Below are 18,235 nucleotides of genomic sequence, written 5' to 3'. Positions count from 1 at the left end.
AAGTGTTGCAATCGCAAGAAAATCAGACTGTTTGGAGATTTTAGCATAGCACCGCTATGGTGAAATTGAAAACAGCAACGAAGTGGCTGATTTTAAAGCGATTTCAGCACGTAATAGAATGTCTATTGCATATTTCGGGTTTAATAAATTACACCATAAACATGAAACAAAACACCTACTTCAAACTAGACTCAAAAAAAAGTACTTAGCAAAAGGAGGGATCTTATTTTGTTTACAATAATTTTTAATTTTCAGGCAAGGCAAATGCCACATAAGCATCACCCGCAGGAGTGCCCAACCTATTCGCTCCACCAGCTGCAATGACTACATATTGCCTCCCCTCGACTTCAAAAATTGAAGGAACTGCATACCCTCCAAATGGAAGTTTGTATTCCCAAAGGATTTCTCCCGTGGAAACATCAAAAGCCCTGAACATTTCATCAGGTGTCCCTCCCATAAAAACCAGTCCACCGGCAGTGGCTACACAACCCCCAAAATTCTGTGTTCCGGTAGGTGCTACTCCCCTTTCTTTTAATTTAGGATATTCACCCAAGGGCACCTTCCATTTAATGGTATTTGTTGTTAAATCAATGGCATTCAAAGTACCCCAAGGTGGCATACTTGCTGGAAAACCTTCCTCATCTGTAAAAAGTCGAAAGCCTTGTAAAACATACCTGTCTGTGGCTCCTGCTTCCTCTTTGATATCATGGATAGGATCCGATACAGGCTCTACTTCAAGCAAGTAATCCAATAACGCATTTAACTTTTCTTTATTGAAACCTTGAAATGCTGGCATCAAACCATTCCCCTGAGTAATTATCTTAGCCAAAGATTCTCGTGAATGCCTGTCTTTTATGTTTTTCAGGGAAGGAAATGCATCCGTTAGGCCTTGTAAGTCTGCACCATGACAGTTGGAGCAATTGGAAAGATAAGTACTTCTCCCAGGTAGCATTCCATTCAAACCGTTACCATCTTGATTTTCAGAAATATTACGTAACTGTAAAATCATGGGTATTTCATTCGCATTGACATAGAGCATTTGGTTGACAGGGTCATAGGAGGCCCCTCCCCAAATCATTCCTCCTCTTGTGGCTGGATTGGTGATTGTTCCCTCCAGACTCGGGGGAGTGTACATACCTTCGTTGCGGTATTTTTTAAATTCATTTTTCGCATAAGCATTGGCTTCAGCAGAAATATTTGTCAAACTTGTACTGTCCAAGCCTTGTCTCACAACGGTAATTCCTTGATTAAACTTTTGGGTGGGATGTGCTACTTCTCCGGGCACATAGGAAGGAGGTGCATTTTTTACTTCCATATCCATTAAGGATTCTCCCGTTATCCTGTCCAATATTATCAGCTCTCCCATTTTAGTTGGTTGTACCAGCGCTTTCACTGTACCATTTTCAGTAGGCAGATCCACCAAAGTGGCCGCACAAGGCAAGTCATAATCCCAAATATCATGGGTAACTGCCTGATAATGCCATTTCCTTTCCCCTGTTCTAGCATCCAAGGCTACGATAGAATTCCCAAAAAGATTTTCTCCTATCCTGTTTCCTCCATAAAAATCATAGGCTGGAGATCCTGTGGAAACATACACCCAACCTTGTTCCTCATCCAAACTCAATCCTCCCCAGTTATTTGTTCCCCCATAGTTTTCTCCTTCCTGCCAACGCCAAGTATCATATCCAACCTCACCTTCTTTTGGAATGGTATGAAATATCCATTCAAAAGCACCCGTTTTGGCATTGTATGCCCTAATATGTCCGGGAGAAGCATCATAACCCTCCCCTGTTGCTGAACCAATAATTAGCAAATCTCCAAACACTACCCCAGGTGTACTAAGAGAAATAGAAAGGCTTTCCGGATCAACACCGAGGTTTTTACGCAAATCTAGCTTCCCTTCTTCCCCAAATTCAGAGACCAATTCTCCCGATTCACCATCTATAGCAAAAAGATAATGGCCAACTGCCATAAAAATGCGAATGCGCTCCCCTTCCTTATAGTGAAAAAAACCTCTATTTACTCCTCCTGACTGACTGTAAAGCTCAGGGTCAAAACGCCAAAGCTCTGTTCCCTTTTCAGCGTCTAATGCTATCAAATCAAGCTGGGGAGAACTCACGTACATGACCTTCCCTATAATCATTGGATTGCATTCCATGGGTGTTCTCTCCTTACTGTCACCCGTATGAAAAGTCCATGCTGGCTGCAAAAAATGAACATTCTCCTTGTTTATTTGATCCAAACCTGAAAACTGAGCCGCTGTTTTTGAAGCACGATAATGCTCCCATGTACGGTAATCTTTTGCTTTAGAGTTATTGTTTTCCTGTGAACAAGAAAAGACTACTGCTAGACAAATTAAAACCAGAAAACTTTTAGTTGTTCTTAACATCCCTTTCAATTTTCTCTTCAAATGGCCACTCAGAATCCTCTGTCCTGGAACTTTGCATTAAGCCTTTTATTTCTTCTACTACTTCAGGGTATTCCCTGGCCAAGTCTTTAGTCTCCCCTGGATCTTGCTCTAGGTCATAAAGCTGAATCGTTTCATTTCCTTCAAAAACATTTAACTTTATTCCTTTCCATTTACCTTTTCTTATTGCCTGTTTTCCTCCCTTTTCATGAAACTCCCAGTAAAGGTGGGAATGAGTAGGTTGGCTGTCGGTGCCTAAAAGGGTGGGAAGGAATGAGATTCCATCCAAAGTCCCTACCGTTTCAATTCCTACAATATCAGAAAATGTAGGCAAAATGTCCCAAAAAGCACTAACATGGTCAGTTTCACTTCCTTTTTTGACTTTTGTAGGCCAACTTACAATCATTGGCACATGAATCCCACCCTCATACAAGTCTCTTTTGTATCCCTGAAAAGGGCCATTGCTATTGAAAAAATCCGGATCTGCTCCTCCTTCAAGATGTGGACCGTTATCTGAAGTAAAAATAACAATAGTGTTTTCCACAAGATTTAATTCCTCCAATTTGCTTACGATCTGACCAACATGATCATCCAATAAGGTGACCATGGCGGCAAAAGCAGCGTGAGGATAAGCCTGTGATCCGTAACCACCCGCCTTATATCGTGGATGTTCGGGATCGTCTAACCCATCATAATAAGTTTCAGGTCCCAGTTTGCTTTCATATTGATAAGGTGGTTCAGGATTTGTTTTGGTGAGGAATTTTTCCATGTATTCTTCTGGAGCAAAAAGTTCTGCATGTGGAACAATAGTAGGGACAAACATAAAGAAAGGAGTATCTTTATTCTTCTCAATAAAGGCCAATCTTTTTTCCTGAATAAGGTTAGGTGCATATTGCCCTTGTTCCGTCCCCTGATTGCCTTCAAGTTTTACAATTTTATCATTGTCCCATAACTCTCTAGGATAATAATTATGAGCAATTGTCTGACTGTTAAAACCGAAAAACACATCAAAACCCTGATTGAGTGGTTCTCCCTCTGATCCTGGATAACCCAAACCCCATTTCCCGAAAGCACCGGTTGCATATCCAGCTTCTTTCAATAAAGTAGCCAAGGTTTGTGTTCCTTCTTTTAATGGGAATTGGCCTCCGTTTAAACCCCTGTTACCTCTTACCTGAGTATGGCCTGTATGTAATCCCGTCATCAGTGCAGAACGGGAGGGTGCGCAAACAGTGGTGCCTGCGTAATGCTGGGTAAAAACCATTCCCTCAGCCGCCAATTTATCAATATTTGGGGTTTTGAATTTAGTCTGACCTAGAAAGCTCAGGTCTCCATAGCCAAGGTCATCAGCAAGAATATAAATGATATTTGGCTTTTCAAGGACTTCTTCTTCCTTGCTACTGGCGCAAGATACTGCAGCTATTAAAAAAATGGCCGAAAGCAGTGTATAATTGGGTAAACTATTTTGAATAAATTTCATTTTGGCTTTTATGATTAATTGTTCTTCTCTGAATACAGTCCAGTGTCTCCTTTTTCTAGTTGAACCAAGAGCTGCTCAACCAATTCAGGCTGCTCAGCTGCTATATTTTTTTTCTCCAAAGGATCATTGATATGGTCGTACAATTCAATTTTCGGCGTTTCCTCTCTAAAATATTTCATCAAGCGATACTTGTCTGTTCGCATTGAAATACCATTATTAAAGTAACTAAAGGCCAAGGCTTCTCTGCTCTCGTCTTTCCCCTCTTTAATCAATGGCATCAGACTTTGCCCATCCAATTGGAAATTGGTAGGAATGTCTGTTAGTTCCATTAAGGTCGGGTAAAGGTCAATACTGCTGACAGGCATATCCGAAGAAATTCTGCGGGCTTCCTGACCCGGGACCTTTATTATTAAGGGACTTCTTAACGCAGTTTCAAAAATGGTATGTTTACCCCATACTCTTTGGTCTCCAAGATGCCATCCATGATCGCCCCACACTACAACAATGGTATTATCGGACAAGCCCAACTCATCTAGCTCCTGCATAACTTTACCTACCAAGGCATCACTGTAACTTACTGCTGCATAATATGCATGCCTAAGCTTTCTGGCATACTCATCTGATAAGGGCTGCTCTAGACTGGCTTTTTCTTCTCCCAGAGCATACTGATTAAACTCACCATTTCTTTGTAAACTGCTCAAATCAATATTTTCGGGAATATCCGGAGCCCCTGATAAAGGAATTTCATCCCTATCGTACAAGTCCCAATACTTTTTGGGAGAAGTAAATGGCAAGTGAGGTTTAAATAAACCCAAGCCCATAAAAAACGGCTCTTCTTTATCCGCCAATTCTCTAAGTTTTTTTATGGCCAATTGAGTAGAAAGTCCATCTGGATAACCTTCATCAGATACATCTCCTGCCTCGTATGGTTTCACCTGTTTCTTTTTACCTTGCCTGTTTGAGCCATCTGCATAGCCGAAAAAAGCATTCCAGCCATTCCCCCACTTTCCTGCATCAAAAAGCATCTCATCCCAACTGTAAGGCATTTCCGCCTTTGCTCCTTCGGGGCTTTCTTCATAACCATAAACAAGACCTTCTATTGAATGACTGATTTTGCCAATGCCAACTGTATAATAACCATTCCTTTTCAGGTGATGAACAAAACTTTCCGGTCGTTCTCCTTCAGGCACATCGGCCATCATTTTTTCAATGGCAGAATTTTTTAGATGCGCTCGACTACTTGGAAGCATTCCTGTAAGTATACTACAACGGGAAGCACCACAGGTAGGCACCTGAACGTAGTGATTTTCAAAAATTGTCCCTGAATTACCTATGGCATCCAAATTGGGCGTCTTGATGATTTCATTTCCATAAATACCCAGTTCGGGCCTTAGGTCATCAATGGCAATAAATAAAATATTGTAGGGTTTCTTCTCCTGTACATCCGTTCCACAGGACTGAAATAAACCGGTAAAAATAAGACAGTAGAGTAAAATATTTTTTGGAGACATTGGGTGTATTTATATTTGACAAAATTCAGGTTAAAGCAATTTAAATATAAAGGTTAATCATGTAAATAAAAACATACTTTTATTGGGCGGTAAAATCCTTTAATAATAAATGGAAGTGTAGATCAAATTATAGACCCAGCATATAATAAAGTCATGAAAGAAAAATAGCCGCTTTTTGAACAATCCACTTCCTTTTAGCTTAAAATTATAATTCTTTTTACCTTGTAATAAATAAATTTCAAACTCCTCTGAGATTTTCAAAAATGCCTATACTTCCAAAAAGAAAAGTTAAAATCAGTCCCCCAGCAGAAACAGCCGCCGGGCTAAAATCCATACAGACCGTTGCCTATAGAATCTGGGAGGAGACCCATATAGGAAAAGGAGTGAAAACCCTTTTTAAACTTAACCAACCCAATGGCTTTGATTGTCCGAGCTGTGCCTGGCCAGATCCTGATGCAGATAAAGTCTCCAAAATCGCAGAATATTGTGAAAATGGTGCCAAAGCTGTAGCTTGGGAAGGAAGTTCAAAAAGCATTGACGATTCCTTTTTCGAGCAAAACAGCATTGAGGATTTATTGGAGAAATCAGATCATTGGCTGGAAAAGCAAGGTAGGCTCACTCGACCTATGGTATTAAAAGAGAAGGATACGCATTACACACCTATTACTTGGAAAGCTGCCTTTGACCTGATTGCCACAGAACTCAATGCCCTTGACACACCTGACCAAGCCATTTTCTATACTTCAGGCCGAACTAGCAATGAAGCCGCTTTTCTCTACCAGTGTTTTGTAAGGCAATTCGGCACCAACAATCTCCCTGATTGTTCTAATATGTGCCATGAAGCATCAGGTAAAGCCCTAACTGATACCCTAGGAATTGGTAAAGCTTCCGTAGTGCTAAATGATATTCCAAAAGCAGATTTATTGATAGTGATGGGGCAAAACCCTGGGACCAATGCACCCAGAATGCTTACGGCAATGGAGGAATTGAAAAACAAGGGAGGAAAGATCATTTCAGTGAATCCTTTGCCGGAAACAGGCTTATTGCAATTTCGCCATCCGCAAAAACCTTGGGAGTGGATTGGAAAACCTACATCTATACATGACCTTCACTTACAGGTAAAAGTCAACGGGGACCTACCTTTGTTGAAAGCCTTGCTTAAAATGCTTTTAGAAGCAGAAAAACAAAATCCTGGAAAAGTATTTGATCATGCATTTATCTCAGAAAAAACCACTGGCTATCAAGAGCTTTGCGCGAATATTGAAAAATGCAAATTGGACCAGTTAATCTTGGAAAGTGGCGTTCCTGAAAATCAAATTAAGGAAGCTGCCAATCTTCTTATAGAAAAGAAAAACATTATCATCGCCTGGGCGATGGGCATTACCCAACATAGAAATGCAGAAAACACCATAAGAGAAATCGTAAATATCCTTTTGTTGAAGGGAGCTATAGGAAAACCAGGGGCTGGCACTCTACCGGTAAGAGGGCACTCCAATGTTCAGGGTGACCGAACCATGGGAATATGGGAAAAAATGCCAGAACGCTTTATGCAGCGGTTGGGAAAAGCCTTTGACTTTCAACCTCCTAAAAAAGAAGGTGTTCATGCTGTGGGCGCTATTCAGGCCATGGCTAATGGTAAAGGCAAAGTTTTTATGGGGATGGGTGGTAATTTCGCATTGGCAGCTCCTGATACGGAGAAAGTCTTTGATGGCTTAAAACAATGTTCGCTTACCCTGCATGTTTCTACCAAACTAAATAGAAGCCACCTTATTCATGGAAAAACAGCCCTAATCTTACCCTGCCTAGGCAGAACAGAAGAAGACATTAGCAGCCATGGCCCTCAGTTTGTCAGTACTGAGGACACTGCAGGACGAGTTAGAATGTCACATGGGGACCTGCCACCAGCTTCACCAGAGCTCAAAAGCGAGGTAGCCATTGTTTGTGACATGGCCCGAGCGGTATTAGGTAAAAACAATACCACTGACTGGGAAGGTATGAAAGAAAATTACGAACTAATAAGGGATAAAATTGAGGAGGTCATTCCAGGGTTTGAGGCCTACAACGAAAGGGTAAAAAAAGCAGGAGGCTTTTACCTTCCCAATGGTGCCAGAGAAAGAGATTTTAATACAGCGGACAAGAAAGCCCGACTAACAATAAATCCACTTAACAAAGCCAGAAATCCTGAAACTCCCTTTATACTCATGACCGTAAGAAGTCACGACCAATTTAACACCACCATTTATGGCTATGATGACCGTTATAGAGGGATAAGCAATAGCCGGGAAGTGGTCATGATGAATGAAAAAGACATGTGCCAATATGGGTGTAAAGCCGGTGATCTGGTGCGGTTGACAAGTGTTTTTGAGGGTGAAAAACGGGTACTTGAAGGTTTTCAGGTAGTCCCTTATGACATTTCCCAAGGTTGCCTATCCGTTTATTTTCCTGAGGGAAATGTGTTGGTGGCTTTGGGGAATAATTCAGAAGAAAGCCATTGCCCTGCCTCAAAATATATAGAAGTATTTTTGGAAAAATTGGATAATGAAAGCAACAGATAGCCTAGTAAGTTTCAGCAGTATTCACAGGTACAATAAACCAGACTTCACTGAACTACAGGACCTGCTAGCAGTAGAAGAGCCCTTACAAATTCGACTTGAGTTTGAGCAAAATGGAGAATGGCATAAAAAAGATTTGTTGGTAACCATGCGCAGCCCAGGAAATGATTTTGACCTAGTTACTGGCTTTTTATTTGCAGAAGGAATCATCAGAAACCACAGCGATATTCTGTTGATAAGGTATTGCCAAAAAGTAAAACCAGAAGAAAAAGGAAATGTACTGATTGTTCAATTCGTAAAAGGACATCCTATAGACCTCAAGAAACTAGGCAGAAACTTTTATACCAACTCCAGTTGTGGGGTGTGTGGAAAAACGGCAATTGAAGCCGTGAAATGTGAAAATGGAGCTTTACCACTTAATAAACAATGGCAAATAGATCCGGAAACGATCTTATCCATTCCTGAAAACCTACAATCCTCTCAAACAGCTTTCAAATATACCGGGGGACTGCATGCCGCTGCATTGTATGATCAGAATGGTAAACTCTTATTGTTAAGGGAAGATATTGGACGACACAATGCTTTGGACAAACTTATCGGGGCAAGTATGCAAGCCAATATTGAACTGAGTAAAGAAAAGATAGTCTTGTTAAGTGGACGTGTAAGCTACGAGATGGCACAAAAGGCCATTAATGCAGGCATTTCCATTTTACTTGCTTTTGGCCCTCCTACACATCTTGCTGTGGCACTTGCCAAGGAAAAACAAATGACTTTGGTCGGATTTTTAAAAAATGAAAGTTTTAATATCTACAGTGCGGAGGAAAGAATTAAAATAGTGGGTAAAAAAATAGTTTAACGATTACCCACCATTTACAATGGAAAAATTCCATTTTGAAAAGTTTATTTATCACCTGATTCAAAGGTACGAAGGTTGGTAAGATTAAAAATACCGTGATCAGGGTATTTTTTCTGCATTTTTCAACTTTTGATGAACTAATTAATTGTTCATTCTGAATTAAACCGGTGGGTAGGTTTTATACTATTACTGCTTTTCATTATCCCAAAATACCTGGATTCAATGAGAAACATAAATACACATATTTTTTATATAATTTTAAAAACCTTGTTTTGATTACTATGTGCTTCTTCTGATTTTAATACTTACATCTTCTGCTTTTAATCTGTAATGCGGAAATTAGTTTTCTTCATTGCTTATTTCCTTACCTACTTTTTCCTATTCCCAAATAATAAAAATAAATTACGATAATATTTATTCTTATTATTTTACATATTACTATTATTATAAAACAATAATCGTTAAATTATTATTTTATAACATAAAATTATAAATTTTACCAAATATTTAGTATTTAATTTTATTTGATATTATAATTGAAACAATCTCCTAAAGTTAAATATTGGCCTTTAATCTGGTTATACTTTCAAAAAAAGATTAACCCCAACCCCCTCATAACCCTTAAAAAAGGGTGGAATTATTTGCATCAAAAACCAAGTGAATTGCAACTTACAAACCTGAGATCAAAACTGTCTTTAAAAGCCTTTAGGTAATATGTGTACAGATGGACATTTTATAAGTGAAATAATTCAATTCTAAAACAAAAAACCATGAAAACCACACTCACAATTTTCCTCATGTTTCTTGTTACCATCCTTTATGCTCAAAAACAAGAAGAGGCTTCTATAAAAAATGTTCTGACTGCTGAAACTACTGCCTATATGAATCGAGAATATGATGCCTGGGCGGCACAATGGGATTCTAAAAACGAGGTATCCTTTTTAGTAACAAATGCAGGTTTTAGATCCGACAGCTGGGAAGAGATTAGCAAGTCTATGAAAGAGGATATGGAAAACAATTCCAATCCAATAAAAGCTACATTAGAAACTTCTGATTTCGATTTTTCGGTTAATGGAAATCAGGCTTTTGTAATCTATGTTCAAAACATGAAACTCGATGGACAGGATTACAAAAGCTATGAAGTACGAAATCTACACAAGGTAAAAGGCAAATGGAAATTGGCCGCAATGGTCTCAAGTAAAATTGAGGAATAATTCCTTTCCAATCAACCATTTTTCCTCATTCTAAGGAGATAAAAGTCATTACTCGAAAAAAATGAAATGGCCTGACTAAAATTTATGCATCTGGACAAAAAAATAGAGGGAAAGTAGGCCTGTAATGACAAACTGCTTTCCCTCCATTTGGATGGATTTAACCCAAAATTTCTTTAGCCATTGTATTTCCTGATGGAATCGCATCAAATTTATCCAAATGGTCTTACTTTTTATCATTATAGTGGAGTTATAAAGTGCTCACAGAATTAAGATTAATAGAACAAAGACTTACCTAATCTACTAAAAAGCATTTCCTCTTAGTTTTTCGGTATAAAGTCCATTTCTAAGCATCCACTTCTTCAAGCGGGCCTTTTCTTCCACAGTAAGGATTTGATTGGCTTTATTGAGCTCATCTTTTAACAAACCTAAATCAAAGCTCACCTTTTTAATTATCCTTTTGTAATAATCTAAATAAGAAGTTTCCATAACAATCGAATCAAATTTTAAACTACACCACCTATATAACCCAAATAACCATTGCCTATCATTTACAATGTATGATCTAATAATAGTGAATTTAATTACGTTTTAAGATTAAAAATGTTAGCAATTCCAACCTTTATTTTCATTTCGTAAAAACCGTAAGGAACAAAACCTGTGCCATAAATCTACTGTTGTTTTAACCCGGATTATGTATAATAGGATTCGTAATAGCCTGTCCCGTGTTTACGGGAAGTGTTGCAATCGCAAGACAATCAGATTGTTTGAAGATTTTAGCATAGCACCGCTATGGTGAAATCTTCAAACAGCAACGAAGTGGCTTATTTTAAATCGATTTCAGCACTTAATAGAATGTCTATTGCATATTTCGGGTTTAATTTGAAATAACATATCAATTTCCTCCTACCCATTCAGGTATAGTTTATTCCTGCCTCTTCGTTCCTTATGGATTTTGGAATACCTATAACCATGCCCGACTAATTATCGTTTCTGAACCCTAAGTCCAGTAGTATGGGGGTATTCCTCATCCTACTGAATTAATGGTACTTACAACAAAATGCATCTTTATGTAAAGGTATAATACCATTGGTTAATTAGTTTTTTTAGACGTACTTTTACCAATATTTATATTGCTTAAACTATGAATAAAACTATTAAGCTCATTTTTTTAGGACTAATTGCATTTTTTTATTCTTTTGATTCATTTTCTTATGTATCAAGACCTTTTCAGGCCAAGGATCAGCATGCAAATCTTGCTGTTTCACTTTATGAATATGCAGAAATCACAAATGTAGGGGACAATTATTTCACCTTTGACGAGTTTTTGGATCAGGAGAACACCCTCAAATTTAAACCAATCGAAGGGCCATCTACCAATCTTGGCTTTACAGAAAGCAACTATTGGTTAAGGCTTTCCATTAAAAACATATCTGAGAACCTACTTCATTATTTTTTGGAAACAGGAAGACCAATCACAGACCATGTGGACCTATATTTAGTAACAGAGGGAGAACCCCTTAAAGTACTGAACAACGGGGACCTGATCCCTTTTAAAGAAAGAAGCTTCGCACACCGGAAAATTATTTTTCCGCTCGATTTAAAACCCGGCAAAGTTTATCAAGTGTATGTACATTACCAAAGTGATGGAGAGGTAATCAACCTGCCACTGGAATTACATACCCCAACAAGTCTGGTACAAAGTTCCTATCAAAAACAGTTGTTTCACGGTTTATTTTATGGGATTTTACTATTGGCCGGAGCAGTTTACCTTTTTTTTTATTTTGGAATTGGAGAAAAAAGTTTTCTTTTATACAGTGTCTATGTGCTTTCTGTGGCTTTGCTTCACATGTCATTAGATGGTTATTTCATTCAATACATCAATCCAGCATCGGGCTGGCTCAACAAAAACGCCATACTCATTACTGGCACCCTCTCAGCAATGGCTTTTGGCAGGTATGCACAGATTTATACCAATGTAAAGAAATGGAGTAAAGGGTCAAACAAAGTTTTAAACCTTCTGCTGAGCGCCCTGGTGATACTTTTAATCTGTGTAGTATTTATCCCCAATGGAAAGGCTATTTATTATCCTGCTGTAAATTTGCTTAGTTTCCTATTGTTGTTGGTGTTGATTACTACTGTTTTACTCAGTTTTGTAAAAGGCCAAAAACTGGATTTCTTTTTCACCTTAGCCATCTTTAGTTTTACCGTAGGTTTTTTCATCCTAATTTTCAACAATTTCAGTTTGATCCCTAATTCCTTTTTTACAGAGAACGGTTCTAAAATAGGTACAGGTGTTGAAATAATTTTTCTCTCATTGGCCATGTCTAATCGAATCAGGCTTTTAAAATCAGAAAAAGGAAAACTTCAAGAAATTGCCTTACAGAAATCAAAGGAATCCAATGAAATTAAATCTTATTTCCTTTCAAATATTAGTCATGAATTAAGAACACCCTTAAACGCCATTATAGGTTTAACACAGTCAATTAGGGAAATAAATAAGGAAGAATCAATAATTTCAAACCTCGATGTAATCCAATATTCATCCATGGGTTTACTTGGAGCCATTGATGATGTTTTGGATTATTCTAAAATTGAAAAAGGGGAATTAAGGTTGGAGGAAGTACCATTTGATTTGAAAAAAATGGTACATCAACTTGCTGCCACCTTTGAAAGACAAGCAAAGGACAATGGGCTCGAATTTATATTTGAAGAGGTGGGTAACCTTCCGGAGCTTTTGATTGGGGACAAAAGAAGAATGGAGCAAATAATTCAAAACCTGCTCAAAAATGCTTTAAAATTCACGCTAAAAGGTAAAATCCGCTTCAAAGTAGAAGCCATTGAGATACCTAATGATCAAGTATTGTTAAATATACAGGTAACAGACACCGGTGTTGGAATTAAAGAGAAAAAACTGGAAAGACTTTTCGCGTCCTTTACGCAAGGGCAGAATGACGATAAACGAAAATTTGGAGGTTTAGGGCTGGGACTTTGTATTGTAAAAGCCTTGGTAGATTTAAATCAGGGCAAAATTGAGGTTCAAAGTGAAGAAGGGGTTGGAACTACGGTGAGCCTACAGATAAACAAAACCCTTCCAAAAAACAGAGATGGAGCCAATTCGTTTGATTACGCAAAATCAGGTGTATTTGATCTGGAATACAAAAGGATACTGATTGTAGAAGACAATGCACTCAATCAAATGGTATTGAAAGTTTTAATAGGCAATTGGAAAAACTCAAGTTTTGAGATCGCAAACAATGGGCAAGAGGCAATCGATTTGCTAAAGGTCAAACCTTTTGATGTGGTTTTGATGGATTTACAAATGCCTGTAATGGATGGGTACGAGGCCACAACGGCCATTCGTGTCGGAGCAGCTGGTACATCCATGAGCAAAGTGCCGATTATTGCAGTTACCGCTGATGTGACACAAAAAGCAAGGTTCAGGGTTTTGGAAGTTGGCATGGATGATTACATGACCAAACCGATTAATAAAGAAGAACTTTACAATAAAATCAAAAAAGCGATTTATTTAGGAGACCCCGAAATACCCCATAAATAGGCGAAGGTCTTGAACAAACAAAGCAAACTTTAAAACATTCATTTTAGTCAGTCATGGATTTCAATTGAAAAAAATTAGTGCCATGCAGGTTCCAAAAAAAACAAATTCAGCATTTAAATTGCCAATAAATGCTCCAATCCTATTAAAAACCTTCCTGGGTTAGCTCGTGATTGATAACAGCACCTACCATGTTTCCACTATATACGGCCATGGCCACGGAACGGATCATAGAACTGTTATCCCCACAGGCTACCACCCCATCCACGGAAGTCTTTCCCATTGGATCCACTTCTATGTGCCCGTGTTCTGTAAGTTTGCAACCCAAATCAACAGGTATAGCATTTTGTTTAAATGGAATGGCGGCATAAGCGGCATCAAATGCCTCCTTACTTCCATCCTTAAACTGAATGTTTTTCATATATCCAGCTTCATGCTCAATTGCTGAAATCTCTTTTTCTAGTATTTTAATGCCATGCATACTTAATTTATGCCTCTGTTGATCATCAAATGTTTTATCACCTGAAGTAAGTATCGTTATGTCTTTGCTTAGGTTGTTGACCAATGAAGCGAGATGAATAACAATGTCCCCATTGGCCATTATGGCAGTTTTTTTATTTCTTATTTCATAGCCGTGACAATATGGGCAATGCACAACTGATATGCCCCAGCAATGGGCAAAACCTTCTATTCCAGGCATTATGTCTTTTATTCCTGTTGCAATCACTAACTTTTTTGCATAAAAGACATCCCCATTGCCTGTAATGACTTCAAACCCTTCAAAAAGTCTGATCGCTGTAATTACCAAGCCCTCATAAAAAGTTACGGTATTGTATTTAGCAACCTGACTCTTAGATATTGCTAATATTTCTTGAGGCGTACTCCCGTCTTGGGTTAAAAAGTTATGGGAATGCGGCGTTTGACGATTACATGGTTTTCCCGCATCTATTATTAAAGTTTTTCTAAGAGATCGTCCTAGTGCCATCGCTGCAGAAAGTCCTGCATAACCCCCGCCTATAATTATTACTTCAAAATCTTTTGTTTGTTGTGCCATTCGATTGATTTTTTGAAAAAAGGAAAGTGAAATATAAAAGCCTAGGCATAATTAGCCAATTGAACGGATTTTAATATTTCCACCTTCACAGTTTTTTCTTTACACTTTTGGCAAAAGTAAATAAAATAATTATAATTGCAACAATGTTGCAATTATAATTATTTTATTTTGATTTGAGTTTACAAGCGTAATAAAGTAATAATTAAAGAAGTTTTATGAATTAAGCGTCCGATAGCCAATATCAAAAAATAGGAAAATTTGGGCATTCAGAAAGTACTCATTTGTTCAAGGCTTGAGAGGGGAGCCAAGTATTATAGGCCTCTAGTAAAAAAACATCCTATTCGTTTCGGATACCTTGTTTACATCATAAAAATAAAAATCCCAAATGATTGGAGGTATTGTAACCGCAGCGAGAACCGGTTGTAGAGGAACCAAAACCTCAACCCTTTTAACGGTTGTCAAAATCTTAAAGTAAAAAAGTTAGCTTCCTAAGGTTTCTTTTAGATAACTTCAAACCTGACTTTACCCATAACAATGACTTTGCCACCTATTCTATGCCCCCTCATTACTACCTTAGCTTAAGTAGGTATCATTATACAGTAATTAATTCTTCAGTATTGGAGAACCAAAAAGAATTCATTAAATTAATGCTACAAATCAACAGATTAAATATGGGCACTTTTGATTTTTACAAATTCAATGGTTGCTTCATTTATGATCCGTAATAAACCCCTAAGAAATCATGCAAATAATCCTGAAAACTGACAACAGGTCTACTTTGAAAACAGCTGGCTGGTTGTTGCCTATAGCCATTGTATTCCCAATCCTTGTGCACCTGGCCCCTTCTATTAATGGTGTTCCAGTTGGCGCCTATTTGTTACCCATGTTCTATATTCCATTTATTGCTTTAGTGGCTTACAGACTTCCCGTAGCACTTATTGTAGCCCTTTTGGCACCACCTTTAAACTTCCTTTTAACCGGCAATCCCCAATGGGGCTTAATGGGTATTCTCACAATAGAACTGGTTCTTTTCACCATTCTGGCTTATGTTCTTATGCTCCAGGGAAAGATAAAGTGGATTGCTGCTCCCTTGGCCTATTTGGGTGCCAAAACAATCTCATCTGCTTTATTAATTTTAATTCCACTGATTGAGGTTGCACCATTTCAATTTTTCATCACTTCTCTAAGAAATGCCACCTCAGGCATTTTGATTTTATTGGTAATCAATATTTTAAGCTTGAAATACCTCCCTAGTCAAAAAGGCGCTAATTAAAAAACATTCATTTTACCCAAGGGCCTGAAGTAAAACCTGCCTTTAAAATCAAACAAGTATGGATACAAAAGTGCCCGTTTCTTTTGTTAAGATAAGTAAAGCCCTATCCAGGTTCCCTTTCCCCCCCACCGATATCGTCGTAGGCATAGGTAGAGGAGGAATTGTACCTGCAAGCCTCGTGGCCCATCAACTCGACCTTCCACTGTTTATTGCCTCCATAAATTATAGGGATGACTGCAATCAACCAAATAGGGAATCTCCGGAATTTTTAGCTTTATTTCCGGCTACCTTTCCAGAAGGATCTCGAATACTACTGGTAGATGATGTAGCGGTCAGCGGAATGACATTGGAGCTGTTGAAAAAAACATTGATGGACTACCCGGTCAAAACTTTTGTACTGAAAGGAAAGGCAGATCATGTCCTTTTTCCAGACATTAAAACCTGCGTTCACTGGCCATGGCATGCTGCCGCTAAACCATTGATTTATGAAAGTTAGGATTCTCTTTTGCGCATTACTCATTTGCTGCAGCGAATCGTTGCTGGCGCAGGAAAGGGACAGCCTGATTTTAGAGCTTGATGAAGCAGTAGTCACTGGCACCAGAGTGGAGCGACAAAAGAAGAAAGTGGCTGCTTCCATATCTACTATTTCCCGAGAAACCATTGATCGTTCAGGAGAGAATAATATATTACCACTTATTGCTTACCAAGTACCTGGTTTTTTATTGAACGATAGAAGTGTCACTGGCTATGGTGTAGGTCCCGGATCAGGAGGAAATATCAGCATTCGCGGCATTAGCGGATCTCCCAACAACAGAGTATTGGTATTGATTGATGGACAACCTCAATACATGGGAATTTTTGCGCACCCAATTGCCGATGCCTACAGTGCTTCCGATATAGAGCGGGTAGAAGTCCAGCGCGGTGCAGCATCAGTGCTTTATGGTTCAAATGCCATGGGTGGGGCCATTAACCTGATTACCCGGAAAGCCCACAAAGAAGGTTGGCATGGGACAGCCAATGCCGCCTATGGCTCCTATGGAACCTTCCTAGGAAGCATTAATGCCTCGTACAAACAAGGTAAATTTCATTCCATGGTATCTCTGAATCGCAATAGTACTGCGGGATTTAGAGCAGATGCCAGAGACAGTTTTGAAAACACCACGGGCTACCTTAAATTGAGCTATGCCCTCTCCCCCAGCCTTTCTCTTTCCGGAGACATCCAATTGGCTGATGCTACCTATTACCAGCCAGGACCTACAAATGCCCCACTTGAGGATGACCGAAGAGAATTCTTGCGGGGAAGAGCTGCCCTGTCCCTGAACAACGACTGGGGAAATGTTTCAGGAGCCTTGTTGTTTTTCCATAATTTTGGAGACCATGAATTTCAAACCGGTTTTTCATCCAAAGACCAAAACCAAGGCGTCACCTTCTTTCAAAACATCAGTCTGGTTCCAAAACAAGTCATTACCGTAGGTTTAGATTACAAGCGATTTGGAGGAAAGGCCTACAATGAAAACCTCCCTCCCCCTGCCCGTATCGGCTTGGGAGAGCTGCATTTGGTCAACGAAACAGACCTTTACCTGCATGTACAACAAGATTTAGGAAAGAAAGTGAGTTTGAATGCCGGAATTCGTCAGGTACAAAACTCCCAGTATGGCGGGAAGTTACTACCCGGATTTGGAGCAGCCATCCAAGCTGGGAAAAACCTCACTTTGAAAGCATCCTCCTCCAAGGCCTTCCGAAGCCCTTCTGTTGTGGACCTTTTTCTCTTTCCTACTTCCAATGAAATGTTGCAGCCGGAAGAATTGTGGAACAATGAAGCGGGTTTTCAGGCCCTATTTCTTAATAAAACACTAGCAGTCGAACTTATGGCATTTATGGCCAAAGGAGACAATTTGATACAGATCAACCCAATGGACACTCCTCCTATTGGACGAAATACCGGTAGCTTTTCCAACAAGGGCTTTGAAAGTCAGCTACAGTATAAAGCCGCTAACACAGGGAGTTTCGTACTCAATTATGCCTATATGCATGTCAGTGAAAACATACTATTTGCTCCCAGGCATAACCTGAACTTTAGGGCAGATTTTACGGTGAAAAAATTCACCATTATCCCCTCTATGCAACTCATCGGAGGGCTCCGCAACAGCCTACAAGAGAGCGTGGGGAGTGAAAATTACACTTTAATAAATCTTAGGGCCATGTATCAGATAAGCCCGAAAATAAGCGCCTCCATCACAGGTAAAAATCTCCTCGACAATGCCTATCAACTTGAAAATGGCTTTCCGATGCCGGGTATAAATATAATTAGTGGGATACAACTAAAATTTTAACTGAA

At 39.0% G+C, this 18,235-nt stretch carries 12 protein-coding genes; 7 read left to right on the top strand and 5 right to left on the bottom strand.

Translation table 11 applies throughout. The annotated features are described in order from the left end of the window. Positions 1–244: 244 nt before the first annotated feature. From AC13EX_RS24925 to AC13EX_RS24915, 3 genes are read right to left on the bottom strand one after another with little or no spacing between them, the layout of a single operon-like run. Entirely contained in the window at positions 245–2,389 is a 2,145-nt protein-coding gene (locus AC13EX_RS24925) for a c-type cytochrome (RefSeq protein WP_482894752.1), read from the bottom strand. Then, a complete protein-coding gene (locus AC13EX_RS24920; protein ID WP_482894751.1) occupies positions 2,373–3,884 on the bottom strand; it encodes an arylsulfatase in 1,512 nt (503 codons plus the stop codon). The genes AC13EX_RS24925 and AC13EX_RS24920 overlap by 17 nt, the downstream gene beginning before the upstream one ends. A gap of 14 nt (positions 3,885–3,898) precedes the next feature. Next, positions 3,899–5,395 (bottom strand): sulfatase, encoded by a 1,497-nt coding sequence (locus AC13EX_RS24915; RefSeq protein ID WP_482894750.1) that lies wholly within the window; start codon positions 5,393–5,395, stop codon positions 3,899–3,901. A 263-nt stretch (positions 5,396–5,658) separates the two neighbouring features. Here AC13EX_RS24915 and AC13EX_RS24910 point away from each other — a divergent pair, with 263 nt between their 5' ends. From AC13EX_RS24910 to AC13EX_RS24900, 3 genes are all read left to right on the top strand, one after another. Next, positions 5,659–7,950, top strand: coding sequence for an FdhF/YdeP family oxidoreductase (locus AC13EX_RS24910; RefSeq protein ID WP_482894749.1), 2,292 nt, complete (start codon positions 5,659–5,661; stop codon positions 7,948–7,950). Beyond that, positions 7,934–8,803, top strand: coding sequence for a formate dehydrogenase accessory sulfurtransferase FdhD (fdhD, locus tag AC13EX_RS24905; RefSeq protein WP_048643151.1), 870 nt, complete (start codon positions 7,934–7,936; stop codon positions 8,801–8,803). The genes AC13EX_RS24910 and fdhD overlap by 17 nt, the downstream gene beginning before the upstream one ends. A 770-nt stretch (positions 8,804–9,573) precedes the next feature. After that, positions 9,574–10,017, top strand: coding sequence for a nuclear transport factor 2 family protein (locus AC13EX_RS24900; RefSeq protein ID WP_482894748.1), 444 nt, complete (start codon positions 9,574–9,576; stop codon positions 10,015–10,017). Between the two features lie 300 nt (positions 10,018–10,317). Here AC13EX_RS24900 and AC13EX_RS24895 read toward each other — a convergent pair whose 3' ends face one another. Then, positions 10,318–10,503: a hypothetical protein gene (locus tag AC13EX_RS24895; protein WP_048643149.1), complete on the bottom strand. Its 186-nt coding sequence runs from the start codon at positions 10,501–10,503 to the stop codon at positions 10,318–10,320. Positions 10,504–11,158: 655 nt separating this feature from the next. On the opposite strand from AC13EX_RS24895, the gene AC13EX_RS24890 reads away from it, so the two are divergent. Next, positions 11,159–13,573, top strand: coding sequence for a hybrid sensor histidine kinase/response regulator (locus AC13EX_RS24890; protein WP_482894747.1), 2,415 nt, complete (start codon positions 11,159–11,161; stop codon positions 13,571–13,573). Between the two features lie 142 nt (positions 13,574–13,715). Here AC13EX_RS24890 and AC13EX_RS24885 read toward each other — a convergent pair whose 3' ends face one another. Then, positions 13,716–14,624: an NAD(P)/FAD-dependent oxidoreductase gene (locus tag AC13EX_RS24885; protein ID WP_482894746.1), complete on the bottom strand. Its 909-nt coding sequence runs from the start codon at positions 14,622–14,624 to the stop codon at positions 13,716–13,718. 742 nt (positions 14,625–15,366) lie between these two features. Here AC13EX_RS24885 and AC13EX_RS24880 point away from each other — a divergent pair. The 3 genes from AC13EX_RS24880 to AC13EX_RS24870 are packed head-to-tail and all read left to right on the top strand — an operon-like array spanning position 15,367 to position 18,230. Then, positions 15,367–15,897, top strand: a complete 531-nt coding sequence (locus AC13EX_RS24880) for a hypothetical protein (protein ID WP_482894745.1) — start codon at positions 15,367–15,369, stop codon at positions 15,895–15,897. A 58-nt stretch (positions 15,898–15,955) separates the two neighbouring features. Next, complete coding sequence (locus AC13EX_RS24875; RefSeq protein WP_482894744.1) at positions 15,956–16,393, top strand: phosphoribosyltransferase; 438 nt, start codon at positions 15,956–15,958, stop codon at positions 16,391–16,393. Further along, complete coding sequence (locus AC13EX_RS24870; RefSeq protein ID WP_482894743.1) at positions 16,383–18,230, top strand: TonB-dependent receptor plug domain-containing protein; 1,848 nt, start codon at positions 16,383–16,385, stop codon at positions 18,228–18,230. Before AC13EX_RS24875 ends, AC13EX_RS24870 begins: the two co-directional genes overlap by 11 nt. The last annotated feature ends 5 nt before the right edge of the window (positions 18,231–18,235 follow it).

Source organism: Cyclobacterium sp. L-R (assembly GCF_056859355.1).
The sequence above is the reverse complement of the archived record's forward strand: the minus strand, read 5'-3'. Positions and strand labels throughout refer to the sequence as shown.

Coding starts and splice junctions, on each gene's coding strand:
- fdhD (WP_048643151.1), top strand. CDS start 7,934: ATGAAAGCAACAGATAGCCTAGTAAGTTTCAGCAGTATTCACAGGTAC.
- AC13EX_RS24870 (WP_482894743.1), top strand. CDS start 16,383: ATGAAAGTTAGGATTCTCTTTTGCGCATTACTCATTTGCTGCAGCGAA.
- AC13EX_RS24895 (WP_048643149.1), bottom strand. CDS start 10,503: ATGGAAACTTCTTATTTAGATTATTACAAAAGGATAATTAAAAAGGTG.
- AC13EX_RS24890 (WP_482894747.1), top strand. CDS start 11,159: ATGAATAAAACTATTAAGCTCATTTTTTTAGGACTAATTGCATTTTTT.
- AC13EX_RS24925 (WP_482894752.1), bottom strand. CDS start 2,389: ATGTTAAGAACAACTAAAAGTTTTCTGGTTTTAATTTGTCTAGCAGTA.
- AC13EX_RS24900 (WP_482894748.1), top strand. CDS start 9,574: ATGAAAACCACACTCACAATTTTCCTCATGTTTCTTGTTACCATCCTT.
- AC13EX_RS24920 (WP_482894751.1), bottom strand. CDS start 3,884: ATGAAATTTATTCAAAATAGTTTACCCAATTATACACTGCTTTCGGCC.
- AC13EX_RS24880 (WP_482894745.1), top strand. CDS start 15,367: ATGCAAATAATCCTGAAAACTGACAACAGGTCTACTTTGAAAACAGCT.
- AC13EX_RS24910 (WP_482894749.1), top strand. CDS start 5,659: ATGCCTATACTTCCAAAAAGAAAAGTTAAAATCAGTCCCCCAGCAGAA.
- AC13EX_RS24915 (WP_482894750.1), bottom strand. CDS start 5,395: ATGTCTCCAAAAAATATTTTACTCTACTGTCTTATTTTTACCGGTTTA.
- AC13EX_RS24885 (WP_482894746.1), bottom strand. CDS start 14,624: ATGGCACAACAAACAAAAGATTTTGAAGTAATAATTATAGGCGGGGGT.
- AC13EX_RS24875 (WP_482894744.1), top strand. CDS start 15,956: ATGGATACAAAAGTGCCCGTTTCTTTTGTTAAGATAAGTAAAGCCCTA.